Here is a 20,755-nt window from a genome sequence, read left to right on the forward strand (position 1 = left end):
GTTCAAGATCACTTCAGTTTTCCTTTGATCATAACGATATGATAAAAGTGAGCTAGGATATGATTGTAGATCACCTCCCTAAACAGCAAACGTAAAAAAAGCACTATAAAGTGCTTTTTTTGAATGCTGGGTTACTTATTAAAGAGCAACGATATTCACAGCATTTGGGCCTTTTTGACCTTGAGCGATACTGAATGAAACTTGTTGGCCTTCAAACAAAGTTTTGAAACCTGAGTTTGCGATTTCGCTGAAATGAGCGAAAACATCTGGACCTGATTCTTGTTGAATAAAACCAAAACCTTTAGTTTCGTTAAACCACTTCACTGTACCAGTAACTGTTGTAGTAGACATAATATATCCTATTGAATTTTAACATTTTAGCCATGTTATTACGGCTAATGATAACTTTGAAAAATAATGAAGAATTGAGCTTGATATCTGTAAAAAACGAAGGATTATGACTAAAACTGCGATACTTAGAGAAGATTAACCAAAACAATAATTTTTCTAGTTAATTGAATGATACCTGAAAAAAATAAATATTCAAGTTTTTTTATATCTTATATGATCTAATTAAATAAAAGATAAAAAATAAAATAAATTACTCGTTTGTTTTCAATACACTTAGAGACTTTCGATTAAAAAACATTTTATTCGCGATATTATCAAAATCGTGTAAAACAAGATAATTTAACTACTCTCATGCTTCAAAAGTCACTAAAATCTTAGATATTCAATCCAGATACCTCAAAACCATCATGTCTAATCCCCATTGGCTACAACACGGCAGTCTCGTCCTTGCAAGCAACAACAAAGGCAAAGTTGCCGAATTTGAACATCTGTTTCAACAACTTAATTTACCGATCGAGATTATTCCTCAAGGCAAACTCGATATTGAAGATGCCATCGAAGATGGTTTGAGCTTCGTTGAAAATGCCATCATCAAAGCACGTCATGCTGCAAAAATTTCTGGCAAACCAGCAATTGCAGATGATTCAGGTCTATGTGTACCGATTTTAGGCGGCGCACCTGGGATTTATTCTGCGCGTTATGCAGGTGAACATGGCAACGATGCCGCCAACAATCAAAAACTGTTGGCTGATCTTAAACCTCTCCGCAACAATGACGAGACCATTGAAGCGATGTTTGTCTGCGTCTTGGCTTTAGTTACGCATGCCGAAGATCCACTGCCGCAAATTTTCCAAGGGATTTGGAAGGGTGAGATTTTAGACGCTGCACGTGGTGAAAATGGTTTTGGATATGATCCTTTATTCTGGTTAGCAGAACTTAATCTTTCTAGCGCAGAACTCAGCAAAACAGAGAAAAATAAAATCAGCCATCGTGGTCAGGCGATGCAACTTTTTAAAGCGAGCCTACGCTAATATTGACCGAAGCCTGAAACATATTTTCGGGCTTCTTTCTTTTTTATAAAAATCATTTCTCTGTTTACTGTCTTAAAATTGCAATATTAGTGTCACACCTCTGTCATGCCAAACTGTTGAGATATAACCAAAGTTTTATAGGAATATGGTTATGGCTGGTTTATCGATTTGGCATGTACTTATTTTTGCAGTAGTGGTTATTTTACTGTTCGGTACATCAAAGCTTAAAAACTTAGGTAAAGATGTTGGTGGTGCTGTGAAAGATTTTAAAAAATCGATCAAAGAAGACGAAGAAGCCACGACTGCTCTAAATGAACCTCGTACCATTGATGCTCAAGTCAAAAGTACTGAAAGCTCAATAAAAAGCTAAGCGAGCGCCATTATGCTGAATTTGGGAATGTCCGAACTGCTTGCGTTCGGCATTATTGCTTTACTGGTACTCGGCCCTGATAAGCTACCTGAAGCCGCTCGTTTTGTGGGGAAATGGTATGCCAAAATTAAGCGTCTGGTCAGTAATGTTCAAAATGATATAGACCGTGAATTGCGTCTATCTGAACTCCGCGAACAAATGCAGAAAGAGATGCAACGTATCGCTGAACTTGAGCAGAAGATGCAAGCTCAGATGAGCTCATTGGAACAGCAAAAAATCTCTTTAGAAGAAGAAACCCAAGCTGTGGTAGCCAAACATAATCGCGCACCACTTCATTATCATTATTTATTGCACCCCGTGGCATGCATTTATCTACCGAAGTTTGCACTCTTACATATGGCACCTCCGACTCCACATTCACCATTTGATTTAACCTCTTCAACTCCTGAATTAAAGGTGGCGGTATGAGTTCACCATCCAGCTCTCCATTAACCCAAACCACTTTGGGAAATGATGATCAAGACGTTAAGCTTGAAGAAATGCCGATTACCAAGCATCTGATGATTTTGCGTCGACATTTATTTAAAATCGTTGCTGCAATATTGGTTTTGTTCTTCTGTTTACTGCCCTTTGCTAACCGTACCTATCAAATCCTTTCAGAGCCGTTACGAGCGCAATTGCCTGTCAGTTCATCCATGATTGCAACGGATGTCACCGCGACATTTATGGCACCCTTTAAACTGAATTTCTTTGTCGCACTGATGCTGGTTATGCCCTTTATCATTTACCAAATTTGGTCCTATGCGAAACCTGCACTGTATGAAAAAGAAAAATCATTGGCACTGCCTTTATTGATTAGTAGCATTGCTTTGTTTTACATCGGTATTGCGTTTGCGTATTTCATCGCCTTGCCATCTATTTTGCATTTCTTTATCAGTGTTTCTCCTGAAACCGTAGCACCAATGACAGACATCAACAGTTATTTGTCTTTTTGTTTGAAGCTATTTATTGTTTTTGGCTTAACATTTGAAATTCCAGTGATTACCTTATTACTCATTTTAATCGGGGTAGTCAGCACGCAAAGTTTGATCGAGAAACGGCGCTTTATCATCGTGGGTTGTTTCTTTGTCTCCATGTTTGTCACGCCGCCTGATGCCATTTCAATGATTATGTTGGCAGTGCCGATGTGGTTACTTTTTGAATTGGGTTTGTTCTTTGGAAGAATCATCGAAAAAAGAAAAACAGCATAGCGATTCACTCTATCGCCATAAACAATTTTCCAAACAGGTCCTAGACCTGTTTTTTTGACCAAACTTTATATTATTATTTGATTTTTAATGTATTTGTCACATAAGTGTCAAGGCAACGTCACAATTTCAATCTAAGTTAAAGGCGGGAAATTTTTTACTGAACATATAAACTTAGGATGATTCCATGACACAGCTGACGCCATATCATGAAGACCAAGAACTGGATAATAACACCTCTACAAATGTTCATTTTCGTGACATTTTAGAACAGCATATTAGCCGCCGTAGCCTCATCACCAAAACAGCAAGCGGTGCTGTCGCATTGACATTGGCATCAACATTGACAGGCTGTAATGATAACGATAATAAAAATACTGGTGGTGGTACAACAACGCCTGTTGATCCCAATAAAAAACCTGAAAAACTTAAATTCACTGCTGTACCAAAAAATCTTAATGATATTGTCACCGTACCAGAAGACTATCAAGCAGATGTGATTTATGCCTTAGGTGATTCAATTAATCCAAGTTATGCAGCATGGGATGACAACAGTATCCATCAGGGCCAAGCTTTCAGTTCCGTTCAGGCGACTGCCATGATGGTATGAGCTATTTTGGATTAAATACTGCAACTGGTCGTTATGATGAACAACAATCTAATGATGGTTTGTTAGTCCTCAACCACGAATATATCAACCCGACTTTCTTACATCCTAAGGGTCCAACCAAAGTAGATTGTCGCCGTCCTGAAGATGAAGTGATTCGTGAAGTGAATGCACATGGTGTCTCAATCATTCATGTGAAAAAAGATACCAAAACTCAAAAGGTTGAATTGGTAAAAAACTCTGTGTACAACCGTCGTATCACTGGTTCAACCATGATGGAGTTCGCTGGTCCTGCGGCAGCAAATGCCCTATTAGCAACTAAGTTTTCTCCAGCTGGCGTACAAACACGCGGCACGCATAACAACTGTGGTAATGGTTATACGCCTTGGGGGACCTACCTCACAACTGAGGAAAACTTTATTGGTTATTTTGCACGTAGCGCAACTGATGATGCAGCTCGTCGCCCAGAAGAAATCGTGGCACTTCAACGTTATGGTTTGAAAGCAGGCGCAAGCTCTCGCTATGCGTGGGAAACAGCACTCGGACAAGTAGACTCCCAAGACCTGTATGATCGTTGGAATGCTGATGTAAAAGCAGAACAGGCGACCCAAGACTATCGTAACGCACCAAATACCTTTGGTTGGATGGTGGAAATTGATCCATTTGATAACCGCCAAGCCCCTGTAAAACGTACTGCTCTAGGACGTTTTGCTCATGAAGACTGCCGTACCAGTCGCGTGATTGAAGGTGAAAATCTAGCCTTCTATATGGGTGATGACTCACGTGGTGAATATATCTATAAATTTGTTTCCGATGCGAAATGGGATCCAAAAGATGTAAATGGTGGCTATCGCGCTGGCGATAAGTACATGAATGCTGGAAAGTTTTATGTTGCTAAATTCAATAATGATGGTACTGGTCAATGGGTTGAGCTTAGCTATGGTAAAAATGGCTTAAATGAAAGCAATGCAGCATACCCATTTAAATCTCAAGCGGATGTGGTGACCTTTGCTCGTCTGGCAGCGGACTCAGTAGGCGCAACCAAGATGGATCGCCCAGAATGGTGTGCAGTTAACCCAGTCAATGGTGAAGTGTATGTGACACTGACCAACAACTCAAATCGTGGTTCAAGCTATCCAACCGATGCCGCTAACCCGCGTCATTATGAAGACTTGAAAAACAACGAAAAAGTACAAAAAGGGAACGTTAACGGTCATATTATCCGTTTCCGTGAAGCAGATGATAAAACTACGGCTGAAAGCTTTAAGTGGGATATTTACTTATTTGGTGCGGAAGCAGCCATGGCAGCCAATATCAACCTTTCTGGCTTGACAGATCAAAATGACTTCTCATCACCAGATGGTATGTGGTTCGACCCTCGTGGCGTGCTTTGGATTCAGACTGATGACGGCGCTTATACCGATGTCACTAACTGTATGATGCTTGCAGCGCTACCAGGTCAAGTTAGTGATGGTAGTAAAGCTACAACCTCGAATGGAACTGAAACCATTGTCGGTGCCAAAGTCAATGATGAAAATCTGCGTCGATTCCTTACAGGCCCTAAAGAGTGTGAAATCACGGGTGTGACCATGACGCCTGACTACAAAGCCATTTTCATTAATGTACAACATCCAGGTGAAGACTCTAAGAGTTATGCTGCACCAACCAGCCATTGGCCTGCGACTCAAACTAATCCAAATAACACAACTGCTCGCCCACGCTCAGCTACGGTGGTGATCACGCGTAAAGATGGTGGTGCGATCGCTGGCTAATCGCTGAGTTGATCCAACATGACAATGCCAATCTTCGGATTGGCATTGGCTATTTCAATAGCATGATCTGTTGACGCACAATATTTCCTTGCTGCTCTCCTTGTTGTCCTTTTTCCAACCACTGCCATTGTGTTGGTGTCATGCGTAAAAAATTTGAACAGCGTGTACCATAAATAGGACTTTGTATAAACGTTGAGGAAAGTAAGGCTTCCATCTCCGAACTAATGCCCGTATCGGGTAACAACTCTGGGATAACTTTTCGTTCATCTTCTAAAATATCCCAGATGGCATATTCTAAATCTGTTTCTGAAATCTTTGGTTGCTGTAACATCGGCAAAAATTCTTGGGTAAAGCGCTTACGCAAATGCATGGTCTTCTTCCAATCTTCGGACATTAAACCATTGGAAACCACATACACGCCTTTGGCCAAAACTTGTGGTGCTTCTCCCCGATTGCTCATATAAACAGCTTGTTGTGTATCCCCCACAAATAAATTAAAGCCCGCATAGTCTTGTTGTCTTTGTTCTAACATTTGAGCATAACGAATCGGCGCTAAATCGCTTTCAAGGAAATCTTGAATCAAATGTCCTCTTGAGGTCTGATACTGCTGCTGATCACGGCCGTTACGAAAATTAGTTACGATCGCCCAACGACCCGATGCCGTCACCCCCATCCATGTACCACCCGATTGCAGATCCTGCCCTGCCACGATCGAACTATTTTCCCATGCATGCAAAGCAACACTAGGGCGATGATAAAACTCATCTCGATTTGAAATTAAACACAGTGGCAGTTCCTCCAGAACTTGCCATGCAAACGCGACAATACACATTGATCTTGTTCTCTTATCTTAAGGACTGTTGACTTTCACATTGAATGTACAACATTTTTCATATCATTCCGCTACAATTTGCTCAAAACTTAATTTCAAATTCTAAACTGAGGAACAGCGATGCTGACCTATCCAAATATTGATCCAGTTGCACTGAGCTTAGGACCAGTACAGGTGCACTGGTACGGACTCATGTACCTGTTGGCTTTTTTATGTGCTTGGGGGCTCGCCTCTTATCGCGCTAAGCAACGTGATGGCTGGACGGGAGATATGGTTTCAGATCTCGTCTTTTATGGTGCACTCGGCGTCGTGCTGGGTGGTCGCGTTGGCTATGTACTGTTTTATGAGTTTGCGAAATTCTTAGAAAACCCACTGTGGTTATTCCAAGTGTGGACAGGTGGCATGAGCTTCCACGGTGGTTTCCTTGGTGTCGTGATTGCTATGTTATTTTGGTGTAAAAAATACCAAAAGACATGGTTTCAGACCTTGGACTTTATTGCGCCCTGCGTACCAACAGGTTTGATGTTTGGTCGTATTGGTAATTTCATTGGTGGCGAACTGTATGGCCGTCAAGTCCAAGACCCAAGTTATCCATTTGGCATGATTTTCCCAACGGATCCATTAGGTTTGGTACGTCACCCCTCACAGCTTTACCAAGCGATTTGTGAAGGCTTAATTCTATTTATTGTACTGTGGTGGTTTAGTGCTAAACCTCGTCCGCGTATGGCTGTTTCAGCAGTATTTTTGATGGGTTATGGTGTTGCACGTTTCTTTATGGAGTTTTTCCGCCAACCCGATGCAGATCAAGGCTTCATCTTATTTGGCTGGATGACCAAAGGTCAAATCCTGAGTTTCCCGATGATTATTATTGGACTCTGGATGATTTGGTATGCATACCGTAAAAATATCTATGATTGGCAACTGAAAAAATAAAAATCATGGGAGCAGATGCTCCCATTTTTTATGACTTTAAAATAGTTTTTTAACCACTTCACCCAAGCGTTTGCCTTGTGCCTCACATAAGATTTTTTCATCTTGACTCATGCCCTGATCATGGCGAGGTCCACTGACATGACTTGCCCCATAGGGAGTGCCGCCTGTTTTGGTATTTGACAATGCAGGGATCGAATTTGGCAGACCTAAAATCAACATGCCATGATGAAATAACGGCGGTAACATACTCAGCAAAGTGCTCTCTTGCCCACCATGCATCGACCCCGAAGTCGTAAATACGCAAGCAGGTTTATTATGCAAAGCACCATTGAGCCATAGGCTAGTGGTTTGATCCCAAAAGTATTTCATCTCACTGGCCATATTGCCAAAACGCGTGGGTGAACCCAAAGCCAATCCTGAACAATGCGTGAGATCATCTAAGCTACAATAAAGATCACCCTCTTCTGGAATACTCGCTTCAGCTTGCGTCACAACTGTTGCCAGATTGGGGACTGTTCGAATACGTGCGGCCACACCTACAGATTCAATTCCATCGGCAATCAGATGTGCCATTTGCTTGGTTGAACCGTATTTACTGTAATAAAGAACAAGAATGTAAGGTTGCATCGCTTTCAAGGTTTTTGTTAACTTAAAGAAGATATTATACGATTAATGCCAATTTATTCGCTGTTTTGTGTATTGATCAATCCAAAAATCTTCCCGAAACCCTCTTTCAAAAGAGGAAGGTTTGAAAAATAACTAGGATAGAACCCATGATCTTAAACCGTTATCTAAAAAAACTGAATTTTTTAGAAAAAACATGGTTTCAATTTATTGTCTTTGTATTACGTCGTTTTGAGGCTGATCGCTGTCGAGAACAAGCAGGATCCTTGACCTATACCACCCTGTTTGCGGTCGTCCCAATGCTTACCGTTTTTTTGGTGATTATTTCTTCGATTAAAGCTTTAGAGCCTGCTAGGCAGCAGCTACAACAACTGATTTATAGTAACTTTTTGCCAAAAAGTACCATTGCCTTTGATAAGGCGTTGAGTGCTTTTACTGATAAATCAAGTAATCTCACCGTCATCGGTATCTTGTTTTTATTTGTTACCACAGTACTGATGCTGTCATCGATTGAAAATGTGTTTAATCGCATTTGGCGTGTGAAAGAGACACGTTCGGGTCTAGTCGGTTTCATGCGCTATTGGACCATTATTTCTCTAGGGCCTATTCTGTTAGGCAGTGCATTTGTACTTTCTTCCGCTGTCGCATCTATGAATATCCTCAGCAATAATTTTGCAGGCTATCAACTTGATGGTGCTTTTCTGTTATGGCTAATTTCGTTTTTATTAACGGTCTTCGGTTTCTTTATTCTATATTGGACCATACCAAATCGAAATGTGCCGATTGTCTCTGCGATCATCGCAGCATGTTTTAGTGCAACTGTGTTTGAAATCTTAAAGCGTTTATTTGGCTGGATCATGAGTAATTTCACCAGCTATGAAATTGTGTATGGTGCTTTCGCGGCGATCCCCATTTTTCTACTTTGGATTTTTCTGTCTTGGAACATCATCTTATTAGGCGTAGAAATCAGTTATGCACTGACCGCGTTCCATTCGGGCAAAGAACAAAAACGTCATCCAATCATGATGTTATTGGATATCTTAGAGTTGTTCTATAAGAAACAGCAAATTGGTAACAGTGTGAGCGAGCATGAGCTACTCGATATTGTAGGCCGTGGTGAGCTCGGGCGTTTACCCTCATATATCCTGCAATTAGAAGCACAAAATCTGATTAAACGAACCGATAAAGATGAATATGTATTGGTCCGTAATTTAGCACAGGTTGATTTTTGGAGTTTCTTTACTGCTCTCCCTTATCCACTCCCTTTAAGAGATGATGTGTCCAATGTGCATCAGGATGATGAGTGGATGGAAAAAATCGGGCCAGCGCTCATTGAAAGCAATGATTATTTAGCTGCCAAACTTTCGATTCCCCTTTCAACGATTTTTGAACAAAAGTAACAAAAAGACCTCTACATGAGGTCTTTTTTATTTCCTCAACCAGCCTTGCAAGCTCACCACCATAATTCCAATCAAAACTAGAATTGAACCAAGCACGAAATTAGGTTCAATTCGCTCACCTAACAACCACATGCCAAACACAATACCGAACAACGGTGTTAAAAAAGAGAATACCCCTAAGCGAGATGCTAAATAATTTCTAAGCAACCAAAACCAAGCTAAAAAGCTCGCAAAAGACACCACCAACGTATGGAAGGCCAAGCTGCCGATCACTAAGGGAGTAAAATGAATACTCGCTTGTCCTAAAAATACCGCCAATCCAAACAGTAAAATAAAACTACCCGCCAATTGATAGAAAAGCGTCTGTGTCACCGCAGCTTGTGCCAGAGAAGATAAACGTACGGTGATCGTGGTTGCTGCCCAAGCAATACCCGCTGCCAATGCCAACAAATCCCCCCAAAGCATTTGTTGCTCGATCAGCGAAGCAGTTCCTTGTTGCCCTCGGATAAACGTCACGACGATTCCAATAAAAGCCAGAGCAATGCCACTCCATTGCAACAAACTTAAACGCTCAGAGGGTAGTTTCCAATGTAAACCCAAAGCCACAAAAATCGGTGCGGTATACAATAAAACTACAGCATGTGAAGCCGAAGTCCATTGCAATGCCTGCGCCAATAAGAAAAACTCTAAAGAAAATAAAAAAGCAACCAAAGCACCTGCTTTCAGGTTCTGTCGATTAAAGAGCTCGGCAGTTTTATCCAGACACAATAAAGGCAATAGTAGGATTGCAGCTAAGCCCGAACGTAAAGCAATTTGCATTAAGGGAGAAATATCAGGCGCAGCCATTTTTAAGATGACTTGTTGTAGCCCCCAAATCATACAGAGACCGATCATAAGACCTGATGCTCGTGCATCTAATGTTTTACGCTCATCCATTGCCAGCTCTCAATTTTATAATTAGAACGCCAATATAAAGCTGTCGTATTTTGATGATATAGTGAAATTCAGACAATATATGCTTGTTTTCAGGCAATTCTCATATTATGAAAAAATCAGCCCAACGCATCCAAGATTTTCATGAACTTCCTGCATACGATGATATTCCTGCATCATTGTGGCTACGTATTCGTGATGCACCTGCTGAAACGTTTTATCCAAAACATGCGCACGCATGGGGCGAGTTTATTTATACTTTTGATGGGGTACTTGAGGTCAGTATTGATCAGATTCACTATCTTACTCCTCCTCCGTACGGCATTTGGCTGCCTCCTCATTTACAACATAGTGGTATCAATCGTAACGAAGTGACGCACTGTACCTTATATGTACATGAAAGCCTGTGCCAAAATATGCCGCAACAAGCTGGCATTTTACTGACAGCACCGCTGGTTCCTGCATTGTTGGAACATATTCGTAAACATCCATTTTCAGAACAAGATCCAGAATATTTAAGGTTGCTGCAAGTATTATTGGATTCACTCACACATGCTGAACTGGTCGGAAGTTATTTACCAACCACACAGCATCCTTCCCTATCAAAAATATTAAGTCACTTACACCACTATCCTGCCGACAACAGTACGCTGCAAGAACTTGCGGAAATGATTAACATGACCGAACGAACCTTAGCGCGTTATAGCCAAAAGGAGCTTGGCATGTCGCTGCACGAATGGCGGCAGCGTCTCAAAGTCATGAAAGCAATGTCAATGCTCAATCAAGGTAAAACCATTGAAAACATCGCATTGGATTTAGGTTATGCCAGTTCATCCGCTTTTATATATATGTTTAAACGCTGGATGCACTTTACCCCAGACCAGTTCCGCAAGTTATATCAAGGTCGCTAATTAAGGCAAATCAAAACGCTTTAAATTATCTTGCTCATATGGCGAATCTTCGGCGGGATAACGTAGTTTGATATGTCCTTGTTGTTTTGCCAGTGACCAAACAATGCTTTCGCCAGCAGGCAAAACCATTGAAGTGCGCTGATATAGCGGATCGGTATAAGCCTTTTCACTGTCAATCAGCTGCCAACCGTGTTGTTTAAATGCAGTGATCACATCATCCAAAAAAGCAGCATTAATTGCATTTACATGTAGTAACAGCACATGCTTTGGCGAATAACCAATTGTATCTCTTGCTAACTGATCATAATAATCAGCTCGATCTAGCAAATGATGAATGTATGCTTGCTTTAGTTTCTCAAGTTGCACAGTCTGATTATGTTTTTGATATGACAGATATTTCTGGTTATAAAACCAATCACTGGCATCAATACTCACAGCACCCGACTGATAGCCATGTTGTCTAAGATATTCAACAACCGTATCTCTTTTCTCTCGCGTATCACCTTCTTTCAGAAAAGGATAACGGTATCTTGCAACCCAACCCTGTAAAGGTTGAAATACATGCTCTGCTCGTCGAATCCCATCAATGTATTGTTGGCTGCTGGTACTGTCTTTATTTAAGTTCAGGTGAAGTTCACTATGGTTAGCAATTTGATGACCTTGTTTCCCCCATTCAGCCACCAACTGTAACCCTGCATAATCACCAATCTTAATCACACTTGGATAAATAATACTTTTCAGTTGATGTTGATGGAGTTGTTCTAAAATACGCTGATTAATGGGTGTTGCCTGAACATTTAAATCAGGATTTACACCGTCATCAAAACTTAAAGCAAGCTGCTTGGCATGACCGAGGGTTGTGATCAAAAACAGTGTCAGGCATAGCCATATTTTCATTCTATTCTTCTCATTTTCTAGCAATAAAAAAGGCGCTGATATCTGAATATCAGCGCCATATCATTGACGGTTATGCTTTGACAAATGTATCCCAGTCATATTCGCCTGTTTGGGTAATCAATTTCATCGTCAGCTGATCATTTGGATGAAGTGCACCAACACCTGCTGGTGTCCCTGTCATAATCACATCGCCCGCTTCCAAGCTAAAAGACTGATTGATTTCAACCAATAACGCCCCGATATCAAACAACATATCTCGGCTAAAACCATGCTGACGTTCTTCGCCATTGATCATCAAAATAAGCTCTAATTCTTGTAGATCACCAATTTCGTCAGTTTCCACCCAATCTGCAAGAATACACGCACCATCAAAAGCCTTAGCACGCTCCCACGGTTCTCCTTTGCTCTTTAAATCACTTTGCAAATCACGCAATGTTAAATCTAATCCCAGCGTAATCGCACCAACTGCCTCTAAAGCTTTTGCCTTATCTGTTTCTTGAGATATCGGATGAGCAATGTGCAAACAGATTTCACATTCAAAATGACACTCGCCCAATGCCTGATTCCAACTTACGCCTTGTGCTAGTGAACCCAAGCTACTCGGTGGCTTCATAAATAAAATCGGACGATCTGGGATCGCATTACCCAATTCTTTCGCATGCTCGGCATAGTTTCGACCAACACAGACAATTTTTGAAGGACGTGTATTCATGGAAGCTCCTTGTTCTTTTAAACCGTTATTTATTTTTTAAAGCTATTTTCAAATTTACTTTGATCAGCAGGACTGGAAAAAGCACGTTTAGGTATAATCACCACTGTTTTCGTTTTTAGTTCTAACATATAAGTCAGCTTACCAGTGATGAAAGACTGTACTTCATTATAAGCCGCCGTTTGCTTTTTCCCCGCGGCATAAAGTTCAAAGTGGTCTTGGTATAAGTCAATGCCTTGTTCACTTTTGCCAAATTGGTAACGTACAAATTGACGCTTGAATAACAAAGGCAATAACCAAAATCGCATGATCGCTTGCATGATCAAAAAGAAAACACCAAGTGCCACATAGTAGCGCCCCACGCCAGTAAAACCTAAATAAATCCCCCAAAGGATAATTCCGATACTAATTGCGGGTGTTAGAAAACGAGTGATCGGTTTTTTGCCAAACGTAATCAAAGCAAAACCATCTTGAGATTCTTCTAGATTTAGATAATAGCGCGCAGAGAGTGTTGGACGTTGTTCAGACATTATCGATTTCTAACATTTAAAAACTTGCCCCTATTAGAGCATAAACGCTTTTAAGAGAAAGTGATTTAATCGAGATTTTATACAAAAATTACGTGTTATCATGCCCTTCATTATTCATTTTAATATAAATTCAATAAATTAATGAGGCTGTAATGCTATTACCTAAATTGAAAATATGTTTTTTATTCGTTAGTGTTTTGGTGTTATTGGCAGCATGTAGCCAACAACAATTGATCAACAAAATTGTCCCAGAACAAGATCAACAATTTGCAAAACAAGTATTTGAACAACTCCAACAAGGAGATTATGCCACCTTAGAGGCACATTTAGATTCTGAATTACAAACTGCGGATATACACTCGACCTTTACACAAATGACAGCACAATTTCCAAAAGTGCCGATTCAACAAGTCAATATTATTGGAGCACACAAACTCGAACTACCAAATCAAACTCAATATCATTTGACCTTTGAATACGAATATCCACAACAACAATGGTTACTAAACGATCTGATTTTCAAGAAAAAAAATGATCAAATCACCATTATGGGGCTTCATGTCACCCCAATTGATGCAGCAACTCGTCATTTAAATGATTTCACCTTTGCTGGAAAAGGTATTTTAAATTATGTCTTTTTTACACTCGCAATCATCATTCCGATTTTTGTAATTTATGTCCTGATTTTATGTATTCGTACACCAATGGAAAAACGTAAATGGCTATGGCTAATTTTTATTTCATTGGGTTTTACCCGAATCTTATTTAATTGGACAAATGGACAATTTGTGTTTCAACCTTTTAGCTTTCAACTTCTTGGTGCAGGGTTTGAACAAACCAATACCTACAGTCCTCTTATTTTACAAATTGCGCTGCCCATTGGAGCTATAATCTTTCTCTATCGCCGCCGAGCATTGGCTGTTTCACAACCTAAAAAACAAGATATTTAACTTTGATTGAGTAGTCGTCATACAGAACTACTACTCTTTATTTACAGAGATTACCGCTATAATCTCAAGAGGATACATTTTACGATACTCAGCACCCCAAAAAAATTATGAACCAACATCAAAGGAATGTGATGTCTCGTTTTATTGCTTTTTTTACAATTTTTTTATGTTGTTCAGCACAGCATAGTTTTGCACAGCTCATTACATGGACGGATAATATCCCTAGTGCTTTGCAGCCCTTTCAAAATAAACCACAAATTTTGGCAAGCTATACGCAAAACCATATCTTTATCTATGGACATCCAGCTATAAAAACGGCTGTTCCAACCTTAAAAAGCAATCCACAACCAACAGCAAACTTTACTTCGGCTGCGATTATTGTTCCGGTGAACGCACAACAAGTCGCAAAAACACTGACTGACTTTAATCAATATGTCGGTCTGTTCCCGACCCTCAAATCTGCAAAAACATTGGCACAATCAGGCAATACCACCCAAATGAAATATCGCGTGTCGATACCCACACCGATTCCTGTACTGAACTTTAATGAAGATGTCACCATGCAACATCAGCTTGCAGCCAACAGTATTTCAACCTTGGTAATTGATGCGCCCATTCCCTATGGGGTCGGTAAATTTGAATGGTTTGCATTGGATGAAAACAGAACCTTAATCACCCTGACGCAATGGAGTGACTTAAATCAACCTCAAGGTTTTTTATTTAAAAAAATTCTGAATGCAATACCAGAAGTAAAACTTGGTATTCCGAGCAGTGGCAGTGCCTTTATTTTAGAGGCATTGAGAAATCGTTTTATTGGATCAAATAGCACGCCACTTGCTGCGGGTCAAATCCCAAGCCCTCAGCTCACAACTAGCCAATTGGCAAAAGTTGCTCAACTAAGTCAAGCCGCGCAGCAGCCTGTTAGCTTTCTACACGTACCGACGACGTTGCCTTATACACATGGGCGGGAGTCCATGAGATTTACCACGACCTATCAATTTTATAAACAGCCCCCTCAACAGCTACAAAAATGGCTTGTTCCAAGTGCTTATCAAGCGTTATTTCCACGTCAGATCAAAAAAGTCAGCACCACACCCCTCCAAAACCAAAGTCAGGAGGCGGATATTCACGTCAATGTCGGTCTGGGGGTAATTAGTATTCCATTTTCATTTAAATTGCATTTTAACTATCCACAAAGCACTGAAAATAATTTTCATGCCAATGGTGGAGATTTACGCTATATCAAAGGGCAAATGATCTTAAATGAAAACGATCAAGGATCTTTATTGAAAATGACCACAGCCATGAAGATCGACGAAAAAGCACCTTTTTTATTGAGAGCAATGCGCAGTCTCCCCTACCATGACACGTTGCCAGCAATCGGGGGCAATGCTGTGTTCGTACAGAAGATAAAAACTAAGATGTAGGGTTTATTCACATAAAAAATAGGCACAAAAAAACCGCGATTAAGCGGTTTTTTCTATTGATCAAATTGGTGCGCTCAGAGAGATTCGAACTCCCGACCCCTTAGTTCGTAGCCAAGTGCTCTATCCAGCTGAGCTATGAGCGCATATTTGATGTTGGGCATTATACGCATTTTTCCCCAATTGATAAGTGCTTTTTCACGACTTAACTATCGTTTGGCTATAGATTCAGCAGCTGCTGTGTTTTAAAAAGTGTTTTCTTGTTTATAACACTGGTCTTTCTATGTTGAATTTATGTAAAGCCTTTGTATGTCATTCATATCTTTGTCATCGGGGCATACTTTTGGCGCTAAGCACTAGATCAGGTTTTTTTCATTAAAATTCAGTATCGTATTAAAATTAATGAAGTCGACTTCAGTTCTATGAATTATGCAATTTTTATGAATAATCTGATTTAACTTATACGATATATGTAGAAATTCTAATAAATATTTGATCATCAAAAAGTAGATGGCTGATTTATATGATATTTACGATTTATACAAATGTGATATATCAAGCAATATTGACACAATAATAATAACCAATAAATACTATTGCATAAGTTATGAGACAGGAGTCACATAATTATTAAGGTAAATAAAACAAAACTCCAATAATTATAGGTATATCGACATGTTATTTAAAAATATTTTATCACCCATTACAAGCATACTATCTCTTGGGAGTAGCAATAGCCAAGGAACGTCATCTTCTGTCAATACAGTATCGACAATAAAACAAGTTCATGTCGAAGAGAGTACAACCACAAATAATAGTAACAGTGGTACTCAAGTTGATGATGGCATATTCAATGGAATTGCAGCGGGTAATGGCGATCAGAACTACGGTGTTGGTGTGGGTAACGGTGATGGTCTCAACTTCACTTATCCATTCACAACGGCTTTTCATTCACTCGGAAATTCTTATTCTTGGCTTGGTGAAGCCTCGCCAGTCACTTCCGTCAATACTTCAACCACTTCATCGTCAGTCCACGTTCAGGACAACGACACCACAGACAACAGTAATTTAGGCATCGCTGCTGGCAATGGCAGTAACGGTGGTTTCTTAAATGGTATTGGTTCAGGCAATGGTGAACATAACTATGGCATTGGAAATGGCAATGGTGATGACGTTAATGTCACCACGCCTGTCACCGTGCCATTTGAAGCATTAGGTAACTCGTTCGCTGCAATTGGTGGTGGAGATGTCAACTCTATCAACACCACGCCGACCAGCTCGACGACCGTGATCGAAGACAATGACACCATCAATAACAGTAATAGTGGTGTTGGTGCTGCGGGTAACGGTAATGGTGGTGGTCTGCTCAATGGCGTTGCTGCGGGTAATGGCGAACATAACTATGGTATCGGCAATGGTAACGGTGATGATGTGAATGTCACTGTGCCTTGGACAACCCCAGTACAAGCGGTAGGCAACTCAATTGCAGGCATTGGCGGCGGAGACGTCAACTCTATCAATACTGCACCAACCACCTCATCCACACATATTCAAGACAATGACACCACCAACAACAATAACAATGGGACTGGCACGGCGGGTAATGGTAATGGCGGCGGCTGGTTAAATGGTATTGGTGCGGGTAACGGCGAACAAAACTACGGCATCGGTAATGGCAACGGCGATGATGCCGATATCACCATGCCAGTCACAGCACCATTTCAGGCACTCGGCAATTCAGTCGCAGGCATCGGTGGTGGCGACGTAAATTCAGTCAATACTGCACCAACCACAACCTCAAATGTGATTGAAGACAACGATACCACCAATAACAGTAACAATGGTGTCGGTGCTGCCGGTAATGGCAATGCAGGTGGATTACTCAATGGTGTTTCTGCTGGAAATGGCGAACACAACTATGGTATCGGCAATGGTAACGGTGATGATGCTAGCGTGGTTGCACCATGGACAACACCATTCCAAGTGCTAGGCAACTCATTTGCAGGGATTGGCGGTGGTGAAGTCAACTCTGTCAATACAGCACCAACCACAACCTCAAATATCGTTCAAGACAATGACACCACCAATAACAGCAACAACGGTACAGGTGCAGACGGTAGTACTGGCAATGGCATCGGCGGCTGGGGCAATGGTCCAGCATCAGGCAATGGCGAACAAAACTACGGCATTGGTAACGGAAATGGCGACGATGTCGGCATCACTGCTCCAGTGACTTCACCATTTAATGTCCTCGGTAACTCATTTGGCGGTACAGGTGGTGGCGGTGTTTCATCCACCAATACAGCGCCAACAAACACACTCAATCATGTCCAAGACAATGACAGCACCAACAACAGTAACAACGGTACAGGCGTTGATGGCGCAACTGGCAATGGTATCGGTGGGCTATTGAATGGTGTAAGTGCGGGTAATGGTGACAAAAACTATGGTATTGGTAACGGCAACGGTACTGATGCAGATTGGACATCTCCAATCGTCACTCCAGTCAACGTGATGGGTAACAATGCTTCATGGTTTGGCAGTTCAGATCCCGACCAACCCACCAACACCTCAGTCAATAACGCATCAACCAACACCACCAATATTGTTGAAGACAATGACAGTATCAACAATAGTAATAGCGGTACAGGTACTGCGGGCAACGGCATTGGTGGCTGGGGCAATGGACCGGCATCGGGCAACGGCGAACAAAACTACGGTATCGGCAACGGCAATGGCGATGATGTTGGTATCGTAATGCCGATCACCACACCATTAAATGGTTTAGGTAACGACTTCTCATTCTTTGGCAACTCCCATAACGCATCGACCAATGATGCCTCTACAACCACCTCTAATTTTGTATTTGATAACGACAGCACCGACAACAGCAATAGTGGTACGGGTGTTGATGGTGGTGCGGGCAATGGTATTGGTGGTGGCATACTGAATGGTGTCAGTGCAGGTAACGGTGAACACAACTATGGTATCGGCAATGGAAATGGCGATGATGCCAGTGTCGTTGCACCGATCACCATGCCAATCAATGGCTTAGGCAACTCCTTTGCAGTCTTTGGAGACTCGACCAACAACTCAGTCAATAATGGCTCAACCACCACAGTCAATTACATCGAAGACAACGACAGTATTGACAATAGCAATAGTGGTACTGGCGTAGGCGGTGCCTCAGGCAATGGTATCGGTGGCTTACTCAATGGTGTAGGCTCAGGCAATGGTGAACAAAACTACGGTATCGGCAATGGAAATGGCGATGATGCCGCTGTGGTTATGCCAATTACCTCGCCTGTCAATGCACTCGGCAACTCTTTCTCTGTGTTCGGAAACTCGACCTCTAACTCTGTCAATGACTCATCCACAACGGCTATCAATCATTTTGAAGACAATGACAGCACTAATAATAGCAATAGCGGTACTGGCCTCGTTGGTGATGGCAGTGCAGGTAATGGTATAGGTGGTTGGGGCAATGGTGTCGCAGCAGGTAATGGCGACCACAACTATGGTATCGGTAATGGTATTGGCAATGATGCTGCTGTGGTCGCACCAATCACCACCCCGATCAGTGCGAATGGTAATGCCTTCTCGATCTTTGGTGATGCAACATCTAACTCAGTCAATGACTCATCAACCACAACCAGTAACTATTTCCAAGACAACGACAGCATTGACAATAGCAACAGTGGCGGCAGTGGCGGTGGTACATCTGGCAATGGTATTGGTGGTCTATTAAATGGTATCGGCGCAGGTAATGGCGAACATAATTATGGCATCGGTAATGGTATCGCCGATGATGCCGCTGTGGTTATGCCAATTACGACACCAGTCAGTGCCAATGGTAATGCCTTCTCGATCTTTGGCAACGCCACCTCCAATTCAACCAATGACTCATCAACCACAACCAGTAACTACTTCCAAGATAACGACACTACCAATAATAGCAATAGCGGTGGTGATGGATCAGGCAACGGTACAGGTGGTGGTATAGGTAATGGTATTGCTGCTGGCAACGGTGAGCATAACTACGGTATCGGCAATGGTATTGCTGATGATGCAAGCATTGTCGCACCAATAACAGTGCCAATTAGTGCCAACGGGAATGCCTTCTCCATCTTTGGCAATGCGACCTCAAACTCAACCAATAACTCATCGACCACAACCAACAACTACGTTCAAGACAACGACACAACCGACAACAGTAATGGCGGCGGCAATGGAACAGGTGGTGGCTCAGGTGGCGGTTTCCTAGGTCTAGGTGGCTTGCTCAATGGTATTGGTTCAGGCAATGGTGAGCATAACTACGGTATTGGCAATGGGAATGGCGACGATGCCAGTATTGTCATGCCAGTTGCAGTTCCAATTAACTTCTCAGGTAATGCAATATCTGTTTTTGGCACTGCCACATCGAACTCAACCAATAACTCATCAACCACAACCAACAACCACGTCGAAGATAACGATTCAACCAACAACAGCAATGGTGCTGGCAATGGCTTCGGCACAGGTGCAGGTCTATTAGGTGGTCTGCTCAATGGTATTGGTGCAGGTAACGGTGAACATAACTACGGTATCGGTAATGGTAACGGTGATGACGCGAGCGTCGTTGCACCTATCACGATTCCGATTAACTTCTCGGGTAACGCAATCTCCGTATTAGATCTCAATAGCCTCAGTGAAGGCGACGTGCTCAGCCCTGTCACCAATGTCGTTGGTATTATTGCAGGTGATGGTAATGGTGGTACTGGTATTGTTGGCACAATTACTGGCATAGCTGGTGGTATTATCGGTGATCCTAATGCAGGTGGTGGTTTACTAAACCCAATCAGCAATGTAGTCGGCGGCATCACTGGAATCATCGGTGGCGGTGACGGCGGCCCTCTTGATCTAATCACAGGTGTCATCGGTGGCATTGGCGGCGGTGATGGCGGTCCTCTTGGTCCAATCACTGGCATCATCGGCGGTATTACGGGCGGTGACGACAGCCCTCTTGATCTAATCACAGGCATCATCGGTGGTATTGGCGGCGGTGATGGTGGTCCTCTTGGTCCAATCACTGGCATCATCGGTGGTATTACTGGTGGTGACGGCAGCCCTCTTGATCTAATCACAGGTGTCATCGGTGGCATTGGCGGCGGTGATGGCGGTCCTCTTGGTCCAATCACTGGCATCATCGGCGGTATTACTGGTGGTGACGGCAGCCCTCTTGATCTGATCACAGG

17 protein-coding genes, 1 tRNA gene and 1 pseudogene are annotated in these 20,755 nt (G+C 42.0%); 11 read left to right on the forward strand and 8 right to left on the reverse strand.

Going from position 1 to position 20,755, the window contains the following annotated elements; genetic code table 11:
- Window positions 1-138: 138 nt before the first annotated feature.
- A complete protein-coding gene (locus F991_RS14475) occupies window positions 139-351 on the reverse strand; it encodes a cold-shock protein (RefSeq protein WP_004672913.1) in 213 nt (70 codons plus the stop codon).
- A gap of 407 nt (window positions 352-758) precedes the next feature.
- Between F991_RS14475 and rdgB the strand changes: the two genes are divergently transcribed.
- The 5 genes and pseudogenes from rdgB to F991_RS14500 all read left to right on the forward strand — a co-directional run bounded on the left by rdgB (window position 759) and on the right by F991_RS14500 (window position 5,378).
- On the forward strand, window positions 759-1,382 hold the full coding sequence (gene rdgB / locus F991_RS14480; protein ID WP_004672914.1) for an RdgB/HAM1 family non-canonical purine NTP pyrophosphatase: 624 nt from the start codon (window positions 759-761) through the stop codon (window positions 1,380-1,382).
- 151 nt (window positions 1,383-1,533) lie between these two features.
- Window positions 1,534-1,752, forward strand: a complete 219-nt coding sequence (gene tatA, locus F991_RS14485; RefSeq protein ID WP_004672915.1) for a Sec-independent protein translocase subunit TatA — start codon at window positions 1,534-1,536, stop codon at window positions 1,750-1,752.
- A 12-nt stretch (window positions 1,753-1,764) separates the two neighbouring features.
- The gene (gene tatB / locus F991_RS14490) at window positions 1,765-2,220 is read left to right on the forward strand and encodes a Sec-independent protein translocase protein TatB (protein ID WP_004672916.1); all 456 of its coding nucleotides are present in this window, start codon (window positions 1,765-1,767) and stop codon (window positions 2,218-2,220) included.
- Window positions 2,217-3,002: a twin-arginine translocase subunit TatC gene (gene tatC, locus F991_RS14495; RefSeq protein WP_004672917.1), complete on the forward strand. Its 786-nt coding sequence runs from the start codon at window positions 2,217-2,219 to the stop codon at window positions 3,000-3,002. Before tatB ends, tatC begins: the two co-directional genes overlap by 4 nt.
- Before the next feature lie 184 nt (window positions 3,003-3,186).
- Window positions 3,187-5,378: pseudogene (locus F991_RS14500) on the forward strand (PhoX family protein).
- A gap of 49 nt (window positions 5,379-5,427) precedes the next feature.
- Here the strand turns inward: F991_RS14500 and F991_RS14505 are convergent.
- Window positions 5,428-6,210, reverse strand: a complete 783-nt coding sequence (locus F991_RS14505) for an NRDE family protein (protein ID WP_004672920.1) — start codon at window positions 6,208-6,210, stop codon at window positions 5,428-5,430.
- 120 nt (window positions 6,211-6,330) lie between these two features.
- Here F991_RS14505 and lgt point away from each other — a divergent pair, with 120 nt between their 5' ends.
- Window positions 6,331-7,143, forward strand: a complete 813-nt coding sequence (lgt, locus tag F991_RS14510; RefSeq protein WP_004672921.1) for a prolipoprotein diacylglyceryl transferase — start codon at window positions 6,331-6,333, stop codon at window positions 7,141-7,143.
- A 36-nt stretch (window positions 7,144-7,179) separates the two neighbouring features.
- Here the strand turns inward: lgt and wrbA are convergent, their stop codons facing one another.
- Window positions 7,180-7,770, reverse strand: coding sequence for an NAD(P)H:quinone oxidoreductase (wrbA, locus tag F991_RS14515; RefSeq protein WP_004672922.1), 591 nt, complete (start codon window positions 7,768-7,770; stop codon window positions 7,180-7,182).
- Between the two features lie 146 nt (window positions 7,771-7,916).
- Here wrbA and F991_RS14520 point away from each other — a divergent pair, with 146 nt between their 5' ends.
- Complete coding sequence (locus tag F991_RS14520; RefSeq protein ID WP_004672923.1) at window positions 7,917-9,167, forward strand: YihY family inner membrane protein; 1,251 nt, start codon at window positions 7,917-7,919, stop codon at window positions 9,165-9,167.
- A gap of 27 nt (window positions 9,168-9,194) precedes the next feature.
- On the opposite strand, the gene F991_RS14525 is transcribed toward F991_RS14520, so the two are convergent.
- Window positions 9,195-10,103 (reverse strand): DMT family transporter, encoded by a 909-nt coding sequence (locus tag F991_RS14525; RefSeq protein WP_004672926.1) that lies wholly within the window; start codon window positions 10,101-10,103, stop codon window positions 9,195-9,197.
- Window positions 10,104-10,210: 107 nt separating this feature from the next.
- Between F991_RS14525 and F991_RS14530 the strand changes: the two genes are divergently transcribed.
- The gene (locus tag F991_RS14530) at window positions 10,211-11,011 is read left to right on the forward strand and encodes an AraC family transcriptional regulator (protein WP_004672927.1); all 801 of its coding nucleotides are present in this window, start codon (window positions 10,211-10,213) and stop codon (window positions 11,009-11,011) included.
- Here F991_RS14530 and F991_RS14535 read toward each other — a convergent pair whose 3' ends face one another.
- The 3 genes from F991_RS14535 to F991_RS14545 form a co-directional block, all read right to left on the reverse strand.
- Window positions 11,012-11,908, reverse strand: a complete 897-nt coding sequence (locus F991_RS14535; RefSeq protein WP_004672929.1) for a polysaccharide deacetylase family protein — start codon at window positions 11,906-11,908, stop codon at window positions 11,012-11,014.
- A gap of 70 nt (window positions 11,909-11,978) precedes the next feature.
- On the reverse strand, window positions 11,979-12,620 hold the full coding sequence (locus tag F991_RS14540; protein ID WP_004672931.1) for a fumarylacetoacetate hydrolase family protein: 642 nt from the start codon (window positions 12,618-12,620) through the stop codon (window positions 11,979-11,981).
- A 29-nt stretch (window positions 12,621-12,649) separates the two neighbouring features.
- Window positions 12,650-13,147: a YcxB family protein gene (locus F991_RS14545; protein WP_004672933.1), complete on the reverse strand. Its 498-nt coding sequence runs from the start codon at window positions 13,145-13,147 to the stop codon at window positions 12,650-12,652.
- Window positions 13,148-13,299: 152 nt separating this feature from the next.
- Here F991_RS14545 and F991_RS14550 point away from each other — a divergent pair, with 152 nt between their 5' ends.
- Together F991_RS14550 and F991_RS14555 are read left to right on the forward strand one after the other, a co-directional pair.
- On the forward strand, window positions 13,300-14,097 hold the full coding sequence (locus F991_RS14550) for a hypothetical protein (RefSeq protein WP_004672934.1): 798 nt from the start codon (window positions 13,300-13,302) through the stop codon (window positions 14,095-14,097).
- Window positions 14,098-14,228: 131 nt separating this feature from the next.
- Window positions 14,229-15,524, forward strand: coding sequence for a hypothetical protein (locus F991_RS14555; RefSeq protein WP_004672936.1), 1,296 nt, complete (start codon window positions 14,229-14,231; stop codon window positions 15,522-15,524).
- A gap of 66 nt (window positions 15,525-15,590) precedes the next feature.
- Here F991_RS14555 and F991_RS14560 read toward each other — a convergent pair.
- Window positions 15,591-15,667: transfer RNA gene (locus tag F991_RS14560), tRNA-Arg, on the reverse strand.
- 529 nt (window positions 15,668-16,196) lie between these two features.
- On the opposite strand from F991_RS14560, the gene F991_RS17705 reads away from it, so the two are divergent.
- Window positions 16,197-20,755, forward strand: a 4,559-nt coding sequence (locus F991_RS17705) for a beta strand repeat-containing protein (protein WP_004672938.1), incomplete at its 3' end; no start/stop codon positions are given.

This window comes from Acinetobacter sp. CIP-A165, assembly GCF_000367985.1.
Lineage (GTDB): Bacteria > Pseudomonadota > Gammaproteobacteria > Pseudomonadales > Moraxellaceae > Acinetobacter.

Coding starts and splice junctions, on each gene's coding strand:
- F991_RS14475 (WP_004672913.1), bottom strand. CDS start 351: ATGTCTACTACAACAGTTACTGGTACAGTGAAGTGGTTTAACGAAACT.
- rdgB (WP_004672914.1), top strand. CDS start 759: ATGTCTAATCCCCATTGGCTACAACACGGCAGTCTCGTCCTTGCAAGC.
- tatA (WP_004672915.1), top strand. CDS start 1,534: ATGGCTGGTTTATCGATTTGGCATGTACTTATTTTTGCAGTAGTGGTT.
- tatB (WP_004672916.1), top strand. CDS start 1,765: ATGCTGAATTTGGGAATGTCCGAACTGCTTGCGTTCGGCATTATTGCT.
- tatC (WP_004672917.1), top strand. CDS start 2,217: ATGAGTTCACCATCCAGCTCTCCATTAACCCAAACCACTTTGGGAAAT.
- F991_RS14505 (WP_004672920.1), bottom strand. CDS start 6,210: ATGTGTATTGTCGCGTTTGCATGGCAAGTTCTGGAGGAACTGCCACTG.
- lgt (WP_004672921.1), top strand. CDS start 6,331: ATGCTGACCTATCCAAATATTGATCCAGTTGCACTGAGCTTAGGACCA.
- wrbA (WP_004672922.1), bottom strand. CDS start 7,770: ATGCAACCTTACATTCTTGTTCTTTATTACAGTAAATACGGTTCAACC.
- F991_RS14520 (WP_004672923.1), top strand. CDS start 7,917: ATGATCTTAAACCGTTATCTAAAAAAACTGAATTTTTTAGAAAAAACA.
- F991_RS14525 (WP_004672926.1), bottom strand. CDS start 10,103: ATGGATGAGCGTAAAACATTAGATGCACGAGCATCAGGTCTTATGATC.
- F991_RS14530 (WP_004672927.1), top strand. CDS start 10,211: ATGAAAAAATCAGCCCAACGCATCCAAGATTTTCATGAACTTCCTGCA.
- F991_RS14535 (WP_004672929.1), bottom strand. CDS start 11,908: ATGAAAATATGGCTATGCCTGACACTGTTTTTGATCACAACCCTCGGT.
- F991_RS14540 (WP_004672931.1), bottom strand. CDS start 12,620: ATGAATACACGTCCTTCAAAAATTGTCTGTGTTGGTCGAAACTATGCC.
- F991_RS14545 (WP_004672933.1), bottom strand. CDS start 13,147: ATGTCTGAACAACGTCCAACACTCTCTGCGCGCTATTATCTAAATCTA.
- F991_RS14550 (WP_004672934.1), top strand. CDS start 13,300: ATGCTATTACCTAAATTGAAAATATGTTTTTTATTCGTTAGTGTTTTG.
- F991_RS14555 (WP_004672936.1), top strand. CDS start 14,229: ATGTCTCGTTTTATTGCTTTTTTTACAATTTTTTTATGTTGTTCAGCA.